The organism is Alphaproteobacteria bacterium 33-17 (assembly GCA_001897445.1).
GTDB lineage: Bacteria > Pseudomonadota > Alphaproteobacteria > Rickettsiales > 33-17 > 33-17.
Map to the genome: position 1 here is coordinate 1 of MKSX01000022.1, position 18,978 is coordinate 18,978.

14 protein-coding genes and 1 pseudogene are annotated in these 18,978 nt (G+C 32.8%); 5 read left to right on the forward strand and 10 right to left on the reverse strand.

Annotation, left to right across the window (positions count from 1 at the left end):
- Both BGO27_04565 and BGO27_04570 read left to right on the forward strand, forming a co-directional pair.
- Nucleotides 1-771 (forward strand): annotated as a pseudogene (locus BGO27_04565) (hypothetical protein).
- 306 nt (nucleotides 772-1,077) lie between these two features.
- Nucleotides 1,078-2,916 (forward strand): hypothetical protein, encoded by a 1,839-nt coding sequence (locus BGO27_04570; protein OJV13467.1) that lies wholly within the window; start codon nucleotides 1,078-1,080, stop codon nucleotides 2,914-2,916.
- Nucleotides 2,917-2,982: 66 nt separating this feature from the next.
- On the opposite strand, the gene BGO27_04575 is transcribed toward BGO27_04570, so the two are convergent.
- The gene (locus BGO27_04575) at nucleotides 2,983-3,255 is read right to left on the reverse strand and encodes a hypothetical protein (protein OJV13468.1); all 273 of its coding nucleotides are present in this window, start codon (nucleotides 3,253-3,255) and stop codon (nucleotides 2,983-2,985) included.
- Between the two features lie 146 nt (nucleotides 3,256-3,401).
- Between BGO27_04575 and BGO27_04580 the strand changes: the two genes are divergently transcribed.
- Entirely contained in the window at nucleotides 3,402-4,478 is a 1,077-nt protein-coding gene (locus BGO27_04580) for a flagellar biosynthesis protein FlhB (protein OJV13469.1), read from the forward strand.
- Between the two features lie 179 nt (nucleotides 4,479-4,657).
- Here the strand turns inward: BGO27_04580 and BGO27_04585 are convergent, their stop codons facing one another.
- Nucleotides 4,658-7,174 (reverse strand): hypothetical protein, encoded by a 2,517-nt coding sequence (locus BGO27_04585; protein ID OJV13470.1) that lies wholly within the window; start codon nucleotides 7,172-7,174, stop codon nucleotides 4,658-4,660.
- 67 nt (nucleotides 7,175-7,241) lie between these two features.
- Nucleotides 7,242-8,636, reverse strand: coding sequence for a hypothetical protein (locus BGO27_04590; GenBank protein OJV13471.1), 1,395 nt, complete (start codon nucleotides 8,634-8,636; stop codon nucleotides 7,242-7,244).
- Nucleotides 8,637-8,854: 218 nt separating this feature from the next.
- Here BGO27_04590 and BGO27_04595 point away from each other — a divergent pair, with 218 nt between their 5' ends.
- Together BGO27_04595 and BGO27_04600 are read left to right on the forward strand one after the other, a co-directional pair.
- Nucleotides 8,855-9,313: a hypothetical protein gene (locus BGO27_04595; protein OJV13472.1), complete on the forward strand. Its 459-nt coding sequence runs from the start codon at nucleotides 8,855-8,857 to the stop codon at nucleotides 9,311-9,313.
- Nucleotides 9,314-9,367: 54 nt separating this feature from the next.
- Nucleotides 9,368-10,594 (forward strand): hypothetical protein, encoded by a 1,227-nt coding sequence (locus BGO27_04600; protein ID OJV13531.1) that lies wholly within the window; start codon nucleotides 9,368-9,370, stop codon nucleotides 10,592-10,594.
- On the opposite strand, the gene BGO27_04605 is transcribed toward BGO27_04600, so the two are convergent.
- The 7 genes from BGO27_04605 to BGO27_04635 form a co-directional block, all read right to left on the reverse strand.
- Nucleotides 10,595-11,884 (reverse strand): hypothetical protein, encoded by a 1,290-nt coding sequence (locus BGO27_04605; GenBank protein OJV13473.1) that lies wholly within the window; start codon nucleotides 11,882-11,884, stop codon nucleotides 10,595-10,597. It abuts the gene before it with no gap.
- Between the two features lie 56 nt (nucleotides 11,885-11,940).
- Nucleotides 11,941-14,364, reverse strand: coding sequence for a hypothetical protein (locus BGO27_04610; protein ID OJV13474.1), 2,424 nt, complete (start codon nucleotides 14,362-14,364; stop codon nucleotides 11,941-11,943).
- 114 nt (nucleotides 14,365-14,478) lie between these two features.
- A complete protein-coding gene (locus BGO27_04615) occupies nucleotides 14,479-15,492 on the reverse strand; it encodes a P-type DNA transfer ATPase VirB11 (GenBank protein ID OJV13475.1) in 1,014 nt (337 codons plus the stop codon).
- Between the two features lie 5 nt (nucleotides 15,493-15,497).
- On the reverse strand, nucleotides 15,498-16,763 hold the full coding sequence (locus BGO27_04620) for a hypothetical protein (protein ID OJV13476.1): 1,266 nt from the start codon (nucleotides 16,761-16,763) through the stop codon (nucleotides 15,498-15,500).
- A gap of 12 nt (nucleotides 16,764-16,775) precedes the next feature.
- Nucleotides 16,776-17,183 (reverse strand): hypothetical protein, encoded by a 408-nt coding sequence (locus BGO27_04625; protein ID OJV13477.1) that lies wholly within the window; start codon nucleotides 17,181-17,183, stop codon nucleotides 16,776-16,778.
- A complete protein-coding gene (locus BGO27_04630) occupies nucleotides 17,180-17,875 on the reverse strand; it encodes a hypothetical protein (protein ID OJV13478.1) in 696 nt (231 codons plus the stop codon). Before BGO27_04630 ends, BGO27_04625 begins: the two co-directional genes overlap by 4 nt.
- A gap of 78 nt (nucleotides 17,876-17,953) precedes the next feature.
- Entirely contained in the window at nucleotides 17,954-18,970 is a 1,017-nt protein-coding gene (locus tag BGO27_04635; GenBank protein ID OJV13532.1) for a tRNA (adenosine(37)-N6)-threonylcarbamoyltransferase complex transferase subunit TsaD, read from the reverse strand.
- Nucleotides 18,971-18,978 lie beyond the last annotated feature (8 nt).

Genomic DNA, 18,978 nt, shown 5'->3' on the forward strand with positions numbered 1-18,978 from the left:
GCTGGTCAGAATAATGGCGTTGGAGTTGCTCCTTCGGCTCCAATACCATCGGCTTCTACCAGTGTGATTCCATCGGTTCCCAAGCCACAAGTGCCAGTTCAGCAGCCTTCTAGTAAGTCAACGGCTCCAGAACCAACTGCTGCTTATAGAAATTTCGATCCATATACTGGAACTATGTTTAATGGAGCAACACCACCATCTGGTTCCACAACTACAGTCACAACGCCAGCATCACCTACTACTTCAGCAACTCCATCGGCTCCTGCTCCAGCTCCAGCAGCTACAGGTAGCTCTGGCATAACCCCTCCTCAGGTTCCTAACCCTCCAGCGCCAACTCAGGTAGGAAAAGAAGCTGTTATAAAGCATATGGATAGTAAGTTTAAAGCATCATTTAGCCTTAAAAGCATTATTAAAGTTGGTTTGACCTTAGCAAGAAGAATTGGTATTGGTGCATTTTTATTCAAAGGCACCAAGAATATAATGTCGCGTCCTCTTGCTATCGGTATTTCGGCTGCTGCAAGTATCGCTTTCAACTACTTTGTTTTTGAGAAAGGAAACTACAAACCAACATCTAAATTCGGTAAGTTCATATGTGAATATGTTTTAGGTGGGCGTAACAGCTTAGAAGATCAAAAAGCAATTGATGCATATAAAAATGCTAATAATATGGCAGATGACGCTAAAATTGCAGCTGACAATCATCCAAAACAAACAAGCTGGACTGACTTAGCCTTAGGTACAAGAAATACTCGCCAATATAAAGGCTTGTAATCTTTTTTTGATTTATCAATTACTAAATCGAGGTTTGAATGGGAATGAAATCTATAAACCTCGATTGATTAAAGTTTTTAAAAGATATAGAGCTATTTCTATTAAATAGCTCTAAGTGGTTCAAAACCATATTTTTCATAAAAAAATATTAAGATCTAACTAGCTAATATTAACAAAAAGTTAAATTACAATATTGATAATTACCTTGTTTTATGATATTATATCCCAATTAAATCATAAACTATACAGTCATGACAAAAGCAATTTTAAGACCTCATTTATATACATTTATTAGAAATTATATGAATGGTCGAACAACCATTAACAAAGTTACTGAAGCTTTTAAATACAATACAGAACTATAAAAACAATAATAATACAGAGAACCATATGGCAAAAGATTCAAATAATGTTCCAGTAGAATTAATTAAAGAGTATATTGATTTAGCTGGTAAAACCACAAATCTCACTCTTTTAAATGCAAAAGCAAATGAACTTATTGAAAAGCTAAAGGAATTAAGCAATAAGTTTTCAGAAGAACAAATAAAAAGCATATTATCTAGTATAGATTCGAGTGGACTTACAATTTTACATTATGCAGTTTATACGAATTTTGACCTTGTTAAAACTTTAGTCGAAGGTGGAGTTGATGTTAATAATGTTGCGTCTATTTCTAAAGCAACACCACTTATGGCTGCTGCAAAAGCAAGCAAAAATAATCCTGTACCATATCTTGAAATTGCTAAATACTTAATTTCTAAAGGTGCAGATTTAGAGCTTCTTGATAAAGATAAAAATAGCGCTCTTTTCCTCGCTGTAAAAAGTGATAATGTTGAAATAGCAAAGTTGCTTATTGACAATAAGGCACAAACAGATAGAAATTTATATCCATCTTTATTTTCTATAGCTTTAAGTAAGAAACATAATGAACTTTTACCATTACTTGTAAATGAGAAAGTTTTTAAATTTGCTTTAAATGATTATATGAAAAAATCAAGTGACAATGTTGTACTTGAAATAATTAAGCATATTGATAAAACTCAGGAATTTTATAACAAAGTTATTGTAAATCAATTTAAAAGTGTGTGCGAAACTGTAAATTATGTTGCTGACTTAGATTTCTTATACAATTCTCTTAATGTAGATGAAAATAAAGCAATGTTTATTTTTGAAAACTTAAAAGCTGAAAGTTTAAATGATACTTTTATTAAATATCTTATTGAAAAGCATATTGAAGAAAATAATAATTTAAACTCAATTCTTGATATTACTAATATTGAATTTAATAAGACAATAACATGCCATCGTATTGCCACAATTATTAAACAAAAAATTTCTGTATTATCTACTGAGTTTGTGGAAAAAATAACAAATGAGCAAATTAAATTACATTTAAAAGCTTTAATTAAGAATGATATTGTACATAATGATAATTCTACAACCGTACCCACCCCAGTTCCACCAGTAGATTTATCTAAGACTAGTCCTGATAAATCAGTAACACCATCATCGACCACTACTTCTGGAAATTCGGTTACGACTACGGGGGCTGCATTACGTGGAGTGACACCGCCATCTGGTTCCACAACTACAGTCACAACGCCAGCATCACCTATTACGACAGCAACTCCAGCGACTCCTGCGGCTCCAGCTCCTGCAGCTACAGGTAGTTCTGGCACAACCCCTCCTCAGGTTCCTAAGCCACAAGCGCCAGTTCAGCTTAGTAAAGAAGCTGTTATGAAACATATGAACAGTAAATTTAAGGCATCATTTAGCCTTACAAATATTGTTAAAGTTGGTTTTACTTTAGCAAGAAGAGTTGGTATTGGTGCATTAATATTTAAAGGTATCAAGAATTTAATGCCGCGCCCTCTTGCTATCGGTATTTCGGCTGTCGCAAGTATAGTTTTCAACTACTTTGCTCTTGAGAAGGGTAATTACTCACCAACATCTAAACTAGGCAAGTTTATATGCGAATATGTGTTAGGTGGACGTAACAGTGCTGAAGATCAGAAAGTGGTTGAGCCTTATGTAGCAACTATACCACTTGATGTTAAAAGCGAAGCAAGAACACATATATATCAAACAAGTTTGTTAGATATGGCTGTAGGCACAAGAAACACTCGCCAATATAAAGGCTTGTAATATAACAAAAAAAAAGCTATTTAGGTTTTTATAACTTAAATAGCTTTTTTTTATAAATTTTTTGGACTAGCTACCTAAACCAAGGTTTCTTAAAGTATCATTTCTTTCATAAATAGATTTTTCTTGAGGAAAAAGTTTACTACATCCGTGCGACTCTAAGAATCTTCTAATTGCATCTGGATTCTCACCGTTGTTATTTAATTCTTCTGTAATTTTGTAACAGTCACTAAGTCTTTTAAGCTTTTTAATATCACTTCTGGCATTTGGAAATAATTTATCAAATTCAACTGATTTACGTTCAAATTTTTTTCTAAAACTTTCTTCTGTATGTTTACCCATTATATTTATACCCTTGTAAATTCGTTAAATTTATCTTTATACTATCATAGAGATAAATTTTAATTTTTCAATTATTTTGTTTACCGCAGGTTTTAAATGGTTATATTAAAATAATATTTTAATTTTTAACTTTGGTATACAAATTAGTGGCTGAAGAAGGCGAAGACAAGTCGCAAAAAACCGAAGATCCCACGCCCAGACGGCTTGAGGAAGCCTTAAAACGTGGACAAATAATATATTCAAAAGAAGTTACTAACTTCCTGGTTTTCTTGGCAATTGTTGCTATAGTTTGGCAAGGTCTTCCTATTATAGGTCGGCAAGCTATTTTCGATTTTCGAAAGTATATACAACGCCCGGATGAATTTGGACTTACTGAAAACTTACTCAAAGAAATATTGTATGAGGTGAGTTTAGATTTTATGTTACTATCTTTAGTGCCTGCGTGTGTAGTAATGGTTATGGCGATAGTTTCTGTATTTGTACAAAATGGTCAGATCAATTTTTCAGCCGAGCCATTAATACCTAAGTTTGAAAAAATATCACCAATAAAGGGATTAGGCAGACTTTTTTCAACAAAAACAGTTGTGGAGCTTGTTAAGGGCTTAATAAAGCTCACTATTACAGGTGTAATATGTTATCTAACTGTAAAGTCTTCTCTAAAAAGATTAAAAACCATATATGATCATGAAATTTTCTCGGTTATAACTTTTATTCATTCTATGGCAAAAGAGCTGGTGCTATCGGTAGCAATCATACTGTTTTTTATGGCGATTTTCGATTATTTGTATCAGCGCTTTGATTATATGCAAAATTTACGTATGTCACGTCACGAGCTTAAAGAGGAATACAAAGAAACCGAAGGTAGCCCTGAAATTAAAGCTAAACTTAAGAAAATGCGTAGCGAGCGTGCAAATAAGCGTATGCTTGCCAATGTTCCTAAAGCAGATGTGATTATTACTAACCCAACTCACTATGCGGTTGCGCTGCAGTACGATCCGCAGACAATGCCAGCGCCAATGGTTATTGCTAAAGGTGTGGATCATATGGCATTTAAAATTAGGGATATTGGTACTAAAAATAATGTGCCGATTGTTGAAAACCCTAGCCTTGCCCGTGATCTTCACAGGTTAGTGGAAGTTGATGAATCAATACCACTTGACTTATACCAAACTGTTGCGGAAGTTATTAGCTACGTGTATAAGATTAAGGGCAAATCTCTGTAACTTGAATAGAATTATTTTTATAAACTGGACATGTGAATCATGTTTATTTGATTGCGAAAAACGCCAAAGCGTTTATTCGCTTAAAAATGGGTGTTAAGTAAAAAAATAGTTCCCCGGACTATTTTTTTACTTCCCCCAGCTCACCCATTTTTAATCTCATATACCTTATCTTTAAAATTTTAAATTATTCTAGCTATTCCCTCGTTGGCATCATCTAGATCCCTAAACATACTATCTAAATTTCGCTCTACTTTAGGCACTTTATCTTTAGGATAATACTTTTTTAAATGATCTTTTCTATAACATATCTGATATCCTTTGATATCCTTTTGGAATTTTTCAAGCAACTCCTGATCATCTTTTTGCAATATTATTTCATAGAAATCGTTTAATTTTGGTATATGAGATAACGCCTTAAAATCATCTAAATACTTTATAGCAATTTGAAGAGATTTATCGGGAGAGTAATTTTGCTTTTGCAGCTCTTCAATAACATACGATAAATCAATTCCTGCCATTTTATCGATATATATACTTAAATTAATCCAGGGCATTATTTGGAAAAATTCTTTTTCAGTTCTTTTAGATTTTTTAATTTGCTCTAAAATATTATCCGTGCTTAAAGCTCCTGACTCTAAAATAGCTTTAAGTGTCACAATGCATTTATGATTTATAAGTGTCTTTAAGCCAATAATTTGATTATCTTGATACGTTGTTTTGAGCGCAACTTTTTTAGCGATATCTTGCGGTACTCCTGCTAATAATACCTTTGTGATATGACCTTGGTTATATCTATACGTGTTTAACAATGGTCTAGTTATTGCTAATTCTAAATCTATCTCAGGAATGAAGTTTAGAAAAAACCTTATTATTTGAATCTGATCTTTACCATGATAAGTGTCACTCAGTTTGTAAATAGCATAATAGTTACGTTCCTTTAACATATTTTTAAATTTTTCTGGTGATAAAGAGTACAGAAAATGAATTTTCTCTATATTACTTCTTTTATAATAAAGTATGCTCATTAGCATATTGTGACCGTGCACAAGCCCACCATTACTTGATAGGACATTTTCTGTAAGCTCTGGGAATTCCTCAAATAATGCCATTAATGCAACTAATTTGCCATATTTAGCTACATCATGAAATAAACTATATTCTTTACCTACTATATAATTAGCCATTTTATCCCTTCCTACGGTATTTAAAATAGCTGATACCAATTCAAAATTTTCTTTGCGATACGCATGTTCTAAAACGAAATGACAGTCATCAATGTCAATAATTGCCGAATCCTCTTTTGCCTTTTCTTCTTTATAAAATTTATGCAGCAGATATCTTCCTATATTTGTATAGCCAAGGCGACAAGACCAAAATAATTTTCTGCAATTAGAATCTTGGCTAATTATTTGCACAATACCTTCGGGAAATAATCTGTATATTTCATACTTTTCTTTTAAATCCCTAACGTTAATCATCATTTCAAGTTTAAGATTTCCATCTACTTCGTTTAGAAAGAATTCTATTATTTCAGCCTTAGAGCGCTTGCATATTTCTCTAAATACCTCAAATTGATTATATTTAATAAATTCTTCCTTTTCAGCTTTTGTAAGGGTTTTATAAAGGATAATTAATGAATCTAGTTGTATTGGCTTTATTAAACTCATAAAATAAGAACGAGTAAATCCGACTCTTAATCTGCGATAATCATTTAGTATAGCAAACTTATGTAAATCTTCTGGCAAAATTTGACTACTTAAAAAGATAAATAGCTCAGAATTGCCACTAAAATAAGCCTCAGTAAGTACATAAAAATTATTAAAGACCAAAGCTTCTTTTAAAATGGTTTGATCTAACAATTTAAATATTTCTATTTCACCTGACTCAGCTGGATATCCTAAGCTTCTAAAATTATTCTTAATTCCACGAACAATGCTTAAATGGCTTGTTTTATGCGATTTTTCTAAACATAGCTTGGCAAATTCGGGTTTATCATACATACAGGCATAGTTAAAAACTAACTGCAAAAAACTGTTCTTATTTTCTGGCTGTATGTTACTCAACAAAAAATTAAAAGATTCAATATAATCTTTTTTAATGATTTCTTCTAAAGTAAAGTCAGGAGATGAGAGGTGTTTTAAAGCTTCTAATTTATTCTCAGTATACAATGCCTCAAATAAAGTTTGAGCAATTTCAATATGACCGCATCTCAGAGCATTACCAATAGAAGCATAATTTTTGCGATATCCTTTTATGATTAAATTTGTAGTATCTTTTGAAAAGAGACTTATAAATAATCTTACAGATTTAACATTTCCCGTTTCACATAAAATTTCTAAAGGGTTATAGCCGTAATTTTCTCTAGTTAAGATTTCCAGTAGTTTTTCTTTACCTAAATATTCTGTAAGTTTTTCAATTAATTTTGGATAATTATAGTCGCAAGCTTCTGTAAAAATATTACAATTTTGATTATTTTGAATATTAGCTTTTAATATTTCTGGAGTGATTTTTTCAATTAGTTTTAACGATATGTTTTCAGAAATTACAATTGCTTGAAAGTATATATTATTAGGTATATTTTCTATCTCAGTTTTACTCAAATTTTTGAAAGAATTTTCTAAATCTTTCTCATTATCACTTATTATAGCTTCATATAAATCTGAATAAATTTCAGCAACAGTTTGTTGGCGGCGCATATATTACCTTAATAATATTTATTAAATTAAGGTAATATACCTATCACGATGTAATATCAACCAAAAGTTAGTCGCTGAGACTTTTGTAAATCTGCGCACTTCTTGTGCTTATAACTCTATCAACAAACGCCAAATTGTTGCTACTTAAGTTTTCTTCAGTCATCGCCATGATTCTATAGCAAATTTCGTTAGGAAGGTCTGGCTCCGCTTTCTGCAGGAAACTACCAACAAAATCTTGTTTACATACAAGTGCAGTATTGCCCAGATCATATTCGATTTTGATAGCATCCTTAACCTTATGATTTGAATAAATATGTTCATTTGGTGATAAATTCGGTTTGCGTATCATGCTTTTAAAAATGCTTGATATGGAATATAAAGATGAAATAATAATATTATCATTCGGTATTAATGTTATTGCAGTATAAACATTTTGAAATTGATTATAAATTTCATTAAGTTCATTACATATATTTTTTGCTGTTTTATTGGCATCTTCTTTGGTAACGGATCCTAAAATGTAAGGGTCTAAATTAATTTTCATAAAATGAAAAGTATTTGAAAACATTAAATCTTTATTAAAGTGTGTTTGCATCTCACGTAAAGCCAATAATAGCTCTACTGCAGAATACTCTCCTTTCTTACATAAATTTGCCTTGTAGCATGCTTTAAGTAGTAACATTGGTAAATTATCATTCCTGATTACTCTGTCTTTAAGGATAATTTTACCTAGGTCAAAATTTTCTGAATATGTACTAATAACCAGTAATGTTTCAAAATCATTTGTTGCCGAAATTGTATCTTTTAAGACTTTTTCAGAGTATAATTTATTATTTATCAGATACTTAAGTAAATTAATATGCTTTCTGCAAGCCGCCATTCTAAATGGCGAAGATGAAAAATCAATTTTATATCCTGTTTGTAGGTACTCTGCCTTACTGTTTATAAGAAGCTCAAAAATTTCTTCCATTTTTTCAGAAAGTTCTAGTTTATTGATAGTTATATTATGAGCAAGTACCTGAATAGGCATTTGAGACAAAATATTCATTAAATTGGGGTAAGCTTTATTAGTTAAAAGTAATCTGATAATTTTAAGAGTATTCTCATCAGGTATTTTTTCACAAGCCAGATGTAAAGGCGTGTTATTATGAGTGCTTAACCTTGAATTAGGATCCGCACCATTCTTTAGTAATGTATTAACCCATTCAGGGTTGTTCAGTGACACTGCTAAATGTAATGGGCTTTCAAAACCCTCGGTAATTCTAAGTAAGGAATTAAACTTACTACACATCAGTTGATTGACAAAACTTACAAAACCAGGGTCAGTAGAGGCCTGTAAATTAAGTTTATATTGTGAAATAAGATTATTCACAAAGTAATTTAAAACTGAATAATCACTAGATTTACCTAGTAATTTGTTAAAATCTTTTCGCTTTTTAGTATTATTTTTATTTAATGCCATAGCGAACCTCAATAAATAGTTAATCAAATATATAATTATACATCTTTTTGTAACTATAAACCAGATTTGTGAACTTAAAAAAATATATATTAATATTTTTCTATATTTTTCAACGACATGTTGATTAAGTATAAAACTTTTATTATAATCTTTAAACATACAATTGTTAATTTATTAAAACAAATGTATAATTAAATGATAATTTGAGAGATTTTGTTATGAGAATAAGTTTAGCATTTTTATGTTTATCTACCTTTTTTGTAAATAGTGCTTTGGCATGTAGCGCTCAGGATATTATAGTATCTGATGCCGTAATATCGAAGCCTTTAAAAGGTAAGAACTCGATATCGTCATTTATGACAATTAGAAATAAATGTGCTGAAGATTTAAAATTATTAGCTGTAGAAGCGCCATTTAAGAATATTACAGAGCTTCATGATATGAAACATGAAGGTGGTATAATGAAGATGTACAAAGTTGATTCTATAGACATTGCTGCCAATTCTGTCGTTCATTTAAAGCGTGGTGGAATGCATGTAATGTTTATGAAACTAGAAGGCACTATAGATACATCAGAGCCAGTGAATCTTAAAGTTAAGTTTGATAAGGACTTAGAAGTAGAAACAACAGCAATATTTAAAGAAATGAAAGGTGGAGACCATCATAAAAAGCATTAGGTAAGTACGTATATTCGGGAGGGAGTTATGTTTGTTACGCCATTAGAAAATAGTATGTTATACACCATGGTAGAGTTTTCTCGTAAGAACGTTCTTCCTCTTAAGAATTTTGCAAACATGCTGCAAGTTTATCAATCAAGTCCGTTAAATATATTTAAAGGAACAGAAATTGATAGACTGTTAAATGCTAATTTAGAATTTACAGATAGATTCCTAAAGGAATATTCAAAGCCAGAATTTGGTATTAATAGCGTTAAGATCGGGACTAAAGACATTAAAATTGTAGAAGATGTGGTAATGCGTAAAAGATTCTGCAATTTAATACATTTTAGAAAAATATCTGAAAAATATCAGAATTTACCTAAATTACTTATTGTTGCGCCTCTTTCAGGTCACCATGCAACTCTGCTTAGAGGGACAGTAAAGGATACATTACCTCATTTTGACGTATATATAACTGATTGGATAGATGCATCTAAAGTTCCTATGGCTCATGGTAAATTTGATTTAGATGACTATATTTACTACACCAAAGACTTCATGAATAATTTAGGACCTAATTTATCGGTTATGGCAGTATGCCAGCCTGTTGTTCCAGTTCTTGCAGCTGTTTGCTTACTTGAGGAAGAAGGAAGAACGCCTGTTGATAATATGATTTTGATGGGGGGACCTGTAGATGCACGTAAATCAAGTACTCAGGTTACAAAATTTGCTGAAAACAGATCAATGAACTGGTTTGAAACTAATGTTATTACAAGGGTTCCTATTAACTACCCAGGATTTGGTAGACCTGTTTATCCCGGATTTATACAGTTATTTGGTTTTATGGCAATGAATATGCAACGTCACGTTGGTGAACATTTCAAACTCTATCAGCACTTAGTTGTTGGTGATGGTGACAGTGCAGATCAACACATTAAGTTCTATGATGAATATTTATCGGTACTAGATGTGACAGCGGAATACTACCTGCAAACAATTAAAACAGTATTCAAAGATTTTGATCTTCCAAAAGGAAAAATGTTAGTAGGTGATAGAAAAGTAAAGCCTGAGGCTGTAAAACATGCGGCATTGCTTTGTATTGAAGGTGAACTTGATGATATATCTGGAATTGGTCAAACTAAAGCTGCTATAGATATTTGTACGCATATTCCAAAAAGCAGGTCTCATTACCATTTGCAAAAAGGCGTAGGACATTACGGCGTGTTTAACGGTCGTAAATTCAGAGAAAGTATAGTACCAGTGATTAAAGACTTCTGCTATAAAAATATAAGAGACTAATTATCTTGGGATATTATAATCTCTCATTGGTCTTGTACCTAAAGCTACGTCTACCCATTTAGTGGTCGTATATGGATGGTTTTCTAGTGCTTTTTGAGCCTCAATACTTAGATTCTTAGATGCCATAGGTTTTATGGTTTCTATATCTTTGCTAATATTACGCCCACCTAAAATACAGTTAAAAAAGATTTTACTTAAAAATCCTTTAGGTTCATAATTACGTTTTTCTAAAATAAAATAATTTAGAATACTTGATGCTATGTAAGAAATTCCTATTTTGATAAATTTATTATCCAGCAGATTTTTTGTATATGGCTTCAAAATACTAATGTTATTATTAATTAAAGAAGCAAATGCCACTCTTCTAGCTAAATTAATACAGACTAAAAAAGCACTAATTAAACTCAATTGCAGAGTATAATACTTATCAAGCTCCTGTAATAAGGTTTGTTTATTAATTACTAGCGGCACTTGTGAATCTTGTGAATTTTCCTTTTGCTTATTTTGATTATCGTTTTGCTTAGAGGCCGTTTTGTTTATAACAGATTCGGCTATTTCCTGTTCCATCTTGATTTTTATGGATTCTATATAAAGTTTTGCTAACTTGTAAGGTGCTGCATTAGAATTTTGTTCAATATCAAATTTAGCATTGTACGCAAGTAATAGCCTAACAGTTTGCTCATCTTGATTTTCAGCTGCAATATATATTGGTAACTTTGAATCACCATCTGGAATACCAGGATCGGCTTTATTTTCTAGCAAATATTTTATATACTGATGGTTTTGTAACCAGACAGCAAAATAAAGAGCTGTCTGATTGCTCTCATTAACACTGTTAATATCATAATTTGAATATTGGCTTATAATAATGTCATTTATAAGATTGATATCGGTAGTGAAAAACTTAGCGAAATAATGATATGGTGTTTGATCTTGAGGAATAAATAACTTCGCTCCATTCTTCAGCAAAAATTCCGCAATTTCCTTTTCATTGTATAAAATAGCAAGTACCAATGCAGAAAAGCCCTGATCACCTTTTGTAATTTCAAGGTTAATATCAGTTTTTTTATCAAGCATTATCTGAAGTATATCAATTTTACCAATAATTGCTGCTAAATGCCATATTGTATAACCATCAGATGATGTATTGCTTAAAATTTCCTTTCTTTTGTATAAGTGAGAGTTATCAATAAACTCCTGCCACTTGGGATCTTGTTTTAATAAATTTTTACTTTCAGGGTTTGAAAAATCACATGTTTTATTTAAAAGGTATTCAAGAATTTCTTTCATAATAAATGCGGTAGAATAATTTATAGTTAAATATATCCTACCGCATTGTAAAATGATTACAAGCCTTTATATTGGCGAGTGTTTCTTGTGCCTACAGCCATATCTAACAAACTTGTTTGATCTATATGTGTTCTTGCTTCGCTTTTAACATCCAGTGGTATAGTTGCTACGTAAGGCTCAACCACTTTCTGGTCTTCCAGGCTGTTACGACCACCTAACAAATATTCGCATATAAACTTGCCTAGTTTAGATGTTGGTGAGTAGTTACGCTTTTCAAGAGCATAGTAATTGAAAGCTATACTTGCAGCAGCCGAAATACCGATAGCAAGCTGGCGCGGCATTATATTATTAATGCCTTTGAATAATAATGCACCAATACCAACTCTTCTTGCCAAAGTTAAACCAACTTTAACAATACTTGCAAAGCTGAATGATATTTTAAACTTACTATCCATATGCTTTACAACAACTTCTTTACTAAGCTGAGTTGGCGCTGGAGGGTTAGGAACCTGAGGCGCAGGAGGTGTTGTTCCAGCAGGATTACCCGACGGCGCTACACCCGTAGGAGCAGAACCAGTGCCATTAGGCTGACCAACTGCTGCGTTTGCTGCTGCTTCTTTTTCTTTCATTATTTCTTCTTCTAGCTTATCTAATCTTTCCTGCTTATCCTTTTGAGATTCTGAAAAAATTGGCTTTGTAGCACCAGCTTTAAGAAGAAGCTTGATAGTCTCATCATTTGAATTAGGAGATTCTAGTGCAATTTCTATACAAGATTTATTGCCTACATTCATAAGTTTCAAATATTCTGTTTTAGAATTAGAAGTTTGATGCGCATATCTGACAACCTGATCCAATCGATTCGCTTTATTAGCATTAGGTAATGTACCTCTCTTATAAATATCATCATCTTCCTTTCTGCTAAGTAAAACTTTAATTACTTTCGAGTGTCCATGTCCAACAGCAATATGTAAAGCATTATTTTCATTTACGCCTCCTGCCGTAATACTTGCGAGATTATCCATTAAATATTCTACAACATTTTCATGTCCTGCAGCTGCAGCTTTTCTAATAGCATCGTCTTTTGTATTTTGATCAATATGTTCACTTGGTATTGCTTGCATAATATTGACATGACCTGCTTCTGCAGCGAGGTTATAATGCTTTTTTAGTTTCTCAGAATTTATACATATAACTTCCACTAATTTGGTATACGCATAAAGATTGCCTTTATCAATTGCTAGCTCAACAGGTAACTTAAAGTCGCTTAAGTATTCATAGTATTCATTTTTACTTTCAATAAGCTTATCTAATTCATTATTATCACCATTTGCAATTGCATCATGAAGTGGTGTTGTACTCAGTCCAAATAATTTTCTTAACTCTTCGTTCCCTGAATACTTAGCTAAATCGCTTAGTGTACCACCTTTATTTATATTTTTATGTGATAATAATGCTTTAGCAATTTCAACTCTCTTTTCTTTAACCGCAAAATGCAACGCTGAACCGTGAGTACCATTTTGGGCGTTTACGTCTATTTTATCGCCATGATCTAGTAAACGCTTAACCATTTCTAAATCATTTTTTTCAACAGCTATATATAAAGGGGTTTTATTATCTTTGTTAATAGCATTGAGATTAATATTTTTATCTTTAAGCTTTGTAATTAAATCATACTGATAGTTTTCTACTAAGTAATGGATGAATGATTTGTCATATTGATTATTCGCTACATCTTGTGCATTTAAATCAATACCTTGGGTATCAATTAAAGTTTCAACTATATCCCATCTGTGTTGTGATGCAGCTTTTAAAAGAAAGTGAGTATTATTATGTTTTTTATTCAAATCATCAATACTATACATGTGCTTCAAAATATTTTCGTGAACACGATCAAATACTTCTCTTGTTAAATCTGTTCCTTCTAAAATACTTTTTAAATCTTCTAATGCTTTATTGTCAGACTTGGCAGGAGGAATAATAGGTTGTGGCGCTGGATTTTGTTCTTGATTAACTTCTTCTACTAATTTATCTAATCTAGCTTTTGTAGAAGTTGAAGCAATAAGCTTTGCACCTGCTTTAATTAGAGTTTTAATTGTCTCATCATTTGATCTATCTGAAAGTAATGCATATAATAAAGGTGTTCCGCCTTTATTATCTTGAGCTTCTATTTTAGCTCCTGTTGATAATAATAATTCTACCACTTCTTTTTTACCACGTATTGCAGCATAACCAAGTGGAGTTACACCATTGTTATCTGGAGCTTCTATATTAGCTCCTTTTGCGATAAGTAACATAATTGATTCTTTACTTCTATGGAAAACAGCATGATGTAATAGCGTAAAACTATTGTTGCCTATTTGATTTAAATCAGCAGGTGTATATTCACCTTGATTTAAATAATTTTCAAATTCATTCCAATTTTGTTCATCATATTGAGCATTTAATACAAGTTCTAGAACTTCTTGCTTACTTTTAGCCATAATCACGCCTATTTTAAAAATTTGGCTTAATTATAATGTAAAAATCGCAAAATGTCAATCAAATATTAACTTTTAATTAACATTGGCATTATCTAACTGATTTGTATACAAAGTTTAAGAATCTTGAGATGGTGAAGGCGTTATATTATTATAACCTTTAAAATATACCTCAGAAATATAGCGTCTGCCGCCCGATCCACGCTTAAGCTGAACCACTATATCTATAACAGAACGTATATAATCCTTGATTTCAGCTGGTGGCATGCCAAGACCTGCCTGCATTACCATAAGCTTTAGTTGCTCCATTGCCATTCTTGGCGTATCAGCATGGAGGGTTGAAATTGATCCTGGGTGACCAGTATTTATAGCCCTTAAAAAGCTGAAAGCTTCTGCTCCTCTAAGCTCACCTACAATAATTCTATCAGGACGGAGCCTTAGGCACGCTTCAATAAGATCTTGAGTAGTGACTTTTGCTCTACCCTGCCCACCTTTGGAAGCAAGCAAATGTACCCTGTTTTTATGATTTGGCAGTAATACCTCTCTTGCATCTTCTACTGTAATAAGTCTTTCTTCTGTTGGAATCTCTAAAAGAGCAGCATTTGTAAAGGTTGTTTTACCAGTAGACGTACCACCACTTATTATAATATTTTTTTTACCCTTAATAGCTTTACTTAAAAACTCACGAATCTTATGAGTTTGCATCAGATCTGCAAGCTCTTTGTCGAGCGGATCTTCAACTTCACCTGTGGCTGTCATATCAAAAGCACCGCGCTGCTCATATGTATCAAATGTATAACGCTCTGTTGAACCTTTCCTGATAGACATAGCAATAGTACCAGCTTCACATGCAGGTGGGAATACTATCTGAATACGGAAACCATTTGGTAAAGTTGCTGAAAGCAATGGGTTTTCTTCACTTACTTTTTGCTCAGTAGATTGAGCAACTAAACGCGCGAGCGACTTTAAATGCTCTAAATTAAGCTCGGGAATAACTTCATTACGCATATCCCCGCGTTTTTCTATCCATACCTCACCCGGAACATTTACCGAAATTTCCGACACCCCTTCTTCAGCAAAAATGCTATTAAAGGGGGTCAGATATGTTTCTAGTGCGGTAAAGTTAGTCATAACTACTAATACTTTTTAATTAAAGATTTATTCTTAGGGAATAATAGATCTTTTTTCACAAATACCTTAATTCTTGTACCTTGATCAACTGTAATGGTTGGTCTTTCATCAAGGCTGCCTTTCGCAATATTTTTAGCAGCATCATTAATATTTTGCTGTGAATCATATAATGATTTTTGACCAATTGTTTTCTCAGGCTGAATTGTTGTCTGAGTAACCTCGCCAGTTGTAGGATTTGTTGTAGTAATGGTCTGTGTTTGACCTTGAGTTTGTTGCTGATTTGTATATTGCTCAGCTTGGTACGAAACCGCATAAGTGATAACAGATAAAAGAATAGCATTTGACATAACTTCAAAGTATTTATTATCAACAAAGCCTTCTGCCCCTGCTCTACCGATTTGATCAATACCTGGTGAATCAACCATAATATCTACACCATCTGGTCTAATAATCCTGCTCCAGACAATGGTCACTCTCTTTTGACCACGTTTAATTTCAGCTGAATAGTTACCAACTAGTCTTGAACCCTTTGGAATCATGATTGCTCTTCCAGACTCACCATATACGTCACGGCTTACAACACCTCTGATATAACCTTTCATATCTGTGTTAATTGCAGTCTCTAAGATAGCATCAATAATTTTACCTTGTGCAACTGTATAGTCTGTTTCACCAATACGCGAAGCCTTAACTTGCTCTGCCGAAGTTTTAGTTGGCGAGAAATCAGGAGTAATTACCTGAGATGCAAGTCTTAACTGCTCTTTTTTCTTTGATTCTTCAGGAGTTTCTGAAGCACCGCCACCGCCTAACATAATTGCTGACTTTCTTCTTTGCTGAAGCTGCTCATTATTTGTTTCAATTCTAGGCTGACTAACAGCAGGAATTTCAGGAACAATAGGAAGAGCAATCGGTTCTGCTCTTGGAAGCTCTGGAACCGCAGGCGCAACCACAATTGGCTCTGGCTCTATAACTCTTGGCGCTTCTGGCATTGCCGGTACTGAAGGTAATGTAGACTTAGATACATCAACAGGCGGAGGAGATACAGCCTTAACATCTTCAATCTTTGGCATATCTTTTGTATTCTTTGGCTCAGGACTTGAGAAAAAGAAATTATACGAAATAAAGCCCATCATAACAACGAATACTACTATTATAGCAATATTTTTACCTGGCATTGCAGCAACTGAAGATAAACCACGCTCTACTTCAGGATTCTCAAACTCATCATCGAGTTCATTTTTATTATTTGGGTTGTTTTTATCTTTTGACATGATAATTCCCGCCTATTTTTTTGGTTCATCAGGATAATAGAATCTTACAACGTAAGCTAAGTCATCATCTACTTTTGCTTCAGGCAATTTCGAGAAAATATCAAAATTATACGTTCTTCTATTTGATACAATCATAAGGTTTGTGTGAACAAACTCTTTTTGAGGCTTTATTATAATCATTCTGCCATCTGCTTCAATTGACCATGCATATGGATTACCAAAAGAATAACCCTGCACTGTTTCATCAAGACCAAGCTCGATTACTGTCTGGAAGTCAGTATGCATAACTACTTTGTATATATCATTTTCATCATATACAAAAGTTTTCACCCTGCTATCTGTTTTAGAAACATCGTATGCAATTGCATTAGATGCAAATAGCAATACAGCTAATAACATTAATTTTATCGCTCTTATCATTGTACAATCTCCTCATCTACTCTATAAGATGTCACTTTAAAACCAATTGGATTTACGAATCTTTCTTCCGCTGAAAGAGTCATATTTGCAATGTCAAACTGAAGTGTTGCAATTTTGTTGAAAACTCTAAAGCTTTCGCCGTTTTCATTAATTCTGAATCTTACTGTTGCAACATTTCCCTGATCATTATATTGAATGGACTTAATTAAAATCGTTGTATAAATTCTTGCACCGTATAAATATATCGGACTTTGCTTTTGATCTAGTAAAAATCTTTTAAATGGCTGATATACATTCGGCGAAGAAAGCAGCCTTGCTACTGTATCAAATTGATATTCATAGTCTGCATTATTATAAGTTTCTCTTGCTCTAATGTACTTAACAATAAAGTAATTCTTGATTGACTCATTACGTGTCATATAGTTATTCATATTAGCACTGTCAACAACGGTTGTAATGCCAGTATTTTCTTCAACCTGAATTACAAAAGGCTTTACAGTTCTAGCAAGAGTCAGTTCTTTAATATAAATTAAACCCACAATACATCCTATAATAAGTAAAATAATAATTAGCAAAAACAAGTTTCTTTGAGCCAATACGTTAGAATAGCGATCGTAATACCAGTTCTTTACTTCACTGATTACTTCACCTGATTTAACGGTTATTACTTCTTTTGTCTTGTTTTCAGCCATATTTTTTCCCAGTTTATATTTTTATAATATATTAAAAAATTAACCATTTCAATTTTTTTTTCTTTATATTTTGCATACTTATACAAAATTTTCATCTAATGGCCATCTTGATTTGGGTTCTATGTCCAGAGAATCAAGCTGATTAAGCCTTAATTTTTCAATTCCTACCCAGGCAATCATAGCTGCATTATCGGTACAAAGCTTAAGGGGCGGAGCCACCATTTCCATTCCTTTAGAAGCTATTAAGGTAGAAATTTCATTTTTTAAATACTGGTTTGCAGCTACCCCACCTGCAACAACTAAAGTTTTTATACTTAAATTTTCAACAATATCAATAGCATTTGTTAATCTGTCCTTGATAATGTGCGCAACTGTGTATTGAAATGATGCAGCAATATCACACCTTACATCTTCAGTTATCTCTATTTCGTCAATTATTCTTCTTACCGCTGTTTTTAAACCAGATAAGGAAAAGTCACATCCCTCTCTACCGACCATAGACTTTGGAAGACTGTATTTATGCGGATTACCTCTTTTAGCGTATTGCTCAATTATAGGCCCCCCAGGATATCCAAGACCAAGCATTTTTGCAACTTTATCATATGCTTCGCCTATGGCATCATCTAGGGTTGTACCAAGCTTTTGGTAATGACCCACCCCCTTAACTAATAGAATCTGACAATGTCCACCTGAAACTAATAATAATAGAAATGGAAACTCAACCTCATTTGTAAGCCTTACAGTTAGTGCATGTCCCTCTAAGTGATTTACCCCGATTAAGGGTTTATCAATTGATGCAGCGATCCCTTTTGCAGTCATAAGCCCAACTAATAAGCCACCTATTAAGCCTGGCCCTCTGGTCGCAGCTATGGCGTCTATATCATTTAGCGTTACATTTGCACCATCTAAGGCATCTTTAATTAAATTTGGCAAAACCTCAACATGTGATCTTGCAGCTATTTCTGGCACAACCCCGCCATATTTAGCATGCTCCTTGATTTGAGAGTAAATTTTATGGGATAGTATGTTTTTATGTTCATCAACAATTGCTACAGATGTTTCATCGCAGCTTGTTTCAATGCCTAAGACTTTCATATATATGA

What these genes read in the sequence shown, in the direction of transcription:
- BGO27_04570 (OJV13467.1), top strand. Translation starts at nt 1,078, where the DNA reads ATGGTCGAACAACCATTAACAAAGTTACTGAAGCTTTTAAATACAATA.
- BGO27_04575 (OJV13468.1), bottom strand. Translation starts at nt 3,255, where the DNA reads ATGGGTAAACATACAGAAGAAAGTTTTAGAAAAAAATTTGAACGTAAA.
- BGO27_04585 (OJV13470.1), bottom strand. Translation starts at nt 7,174, where the DNA reads ATGCGCCGCCAACAAACTGTTGCTGAAATTTATTCAGATTTATATGAA.
- BGO27_04590 (OJV13471.1), bottom strand. Translation starts at nt 8,636, where the DNA reads ATGGCATTAAATAAAAATAATACTAAAAAGCGAAAAGATTTTAACAAA.
- BGO27_04595 (OJV13472.1), top strand. Translation starts at nt 8,855, where the DNA reads ATGAGAATAAGTTTAGCATTTTTATGTTTATCTACCTTTTTTGTAAAT.
- BGO27_04600 (OJV13531.1), top strand. Translation starts at nt 9,368, where the DNA reads ATGTTATACACCATGGTAGAGTTTTCTCGTAAGAACGTTCTTCCTCTT.
- BGO27_04605 (OJV13473.1), bottom strand. Translation starts at nt 11,884, where the DNA reads ATGAAAGAAATTCTTGAATACCTTTTAAATAAAACATGTGATTTTTCA.
- BGO27_04610 (OJV13474.1), bottom strand. Translation starts at nt 14,364, where the DNA reads ATGGCTAAAAGTAAGCAAGAAGTTCTAGAACTTGTATTAAATGCTCAA.
- BGO27_04615 (OJV13475.1), bottom strand. Translation starts at nt 15,492, where the DNA reads ATGACTAACTTTACCGCACTAGAAACATATCTGACCCCCTTTAATAGC.
- BGO27_04620 (OJV13476.1), bottom strand. Translation starts at nt 16,763, where the DNA reads ATGTCAAAAGATAAAAACAACCCAAATAATAAAAATGAACTCGATGAT.
- BGO27_04625 (OJV13477.1), bottom strand. Translation starts at nt 17,183, where the DNA reads ATGATAAGAGCGATAAAATTAATGTTATTAGCTGTATTGCTATTTGCA.
- BGO27_04630 (OJV13478.1), bottom strand. Translation starts at nt 17,875, where the DNA reads ATGGCTGAAAACAAGACAAAAGAAGTAATAACCGTTAAATCAGGTGAA.
- BGO27_04635 (OJV13532.1), bottom strand. Translation starts at nt 18,970, where the DNA reads ATGAAAGTCTTAGGCATTGAAACAAGCTGCGATGAAACATCTGTAGCA.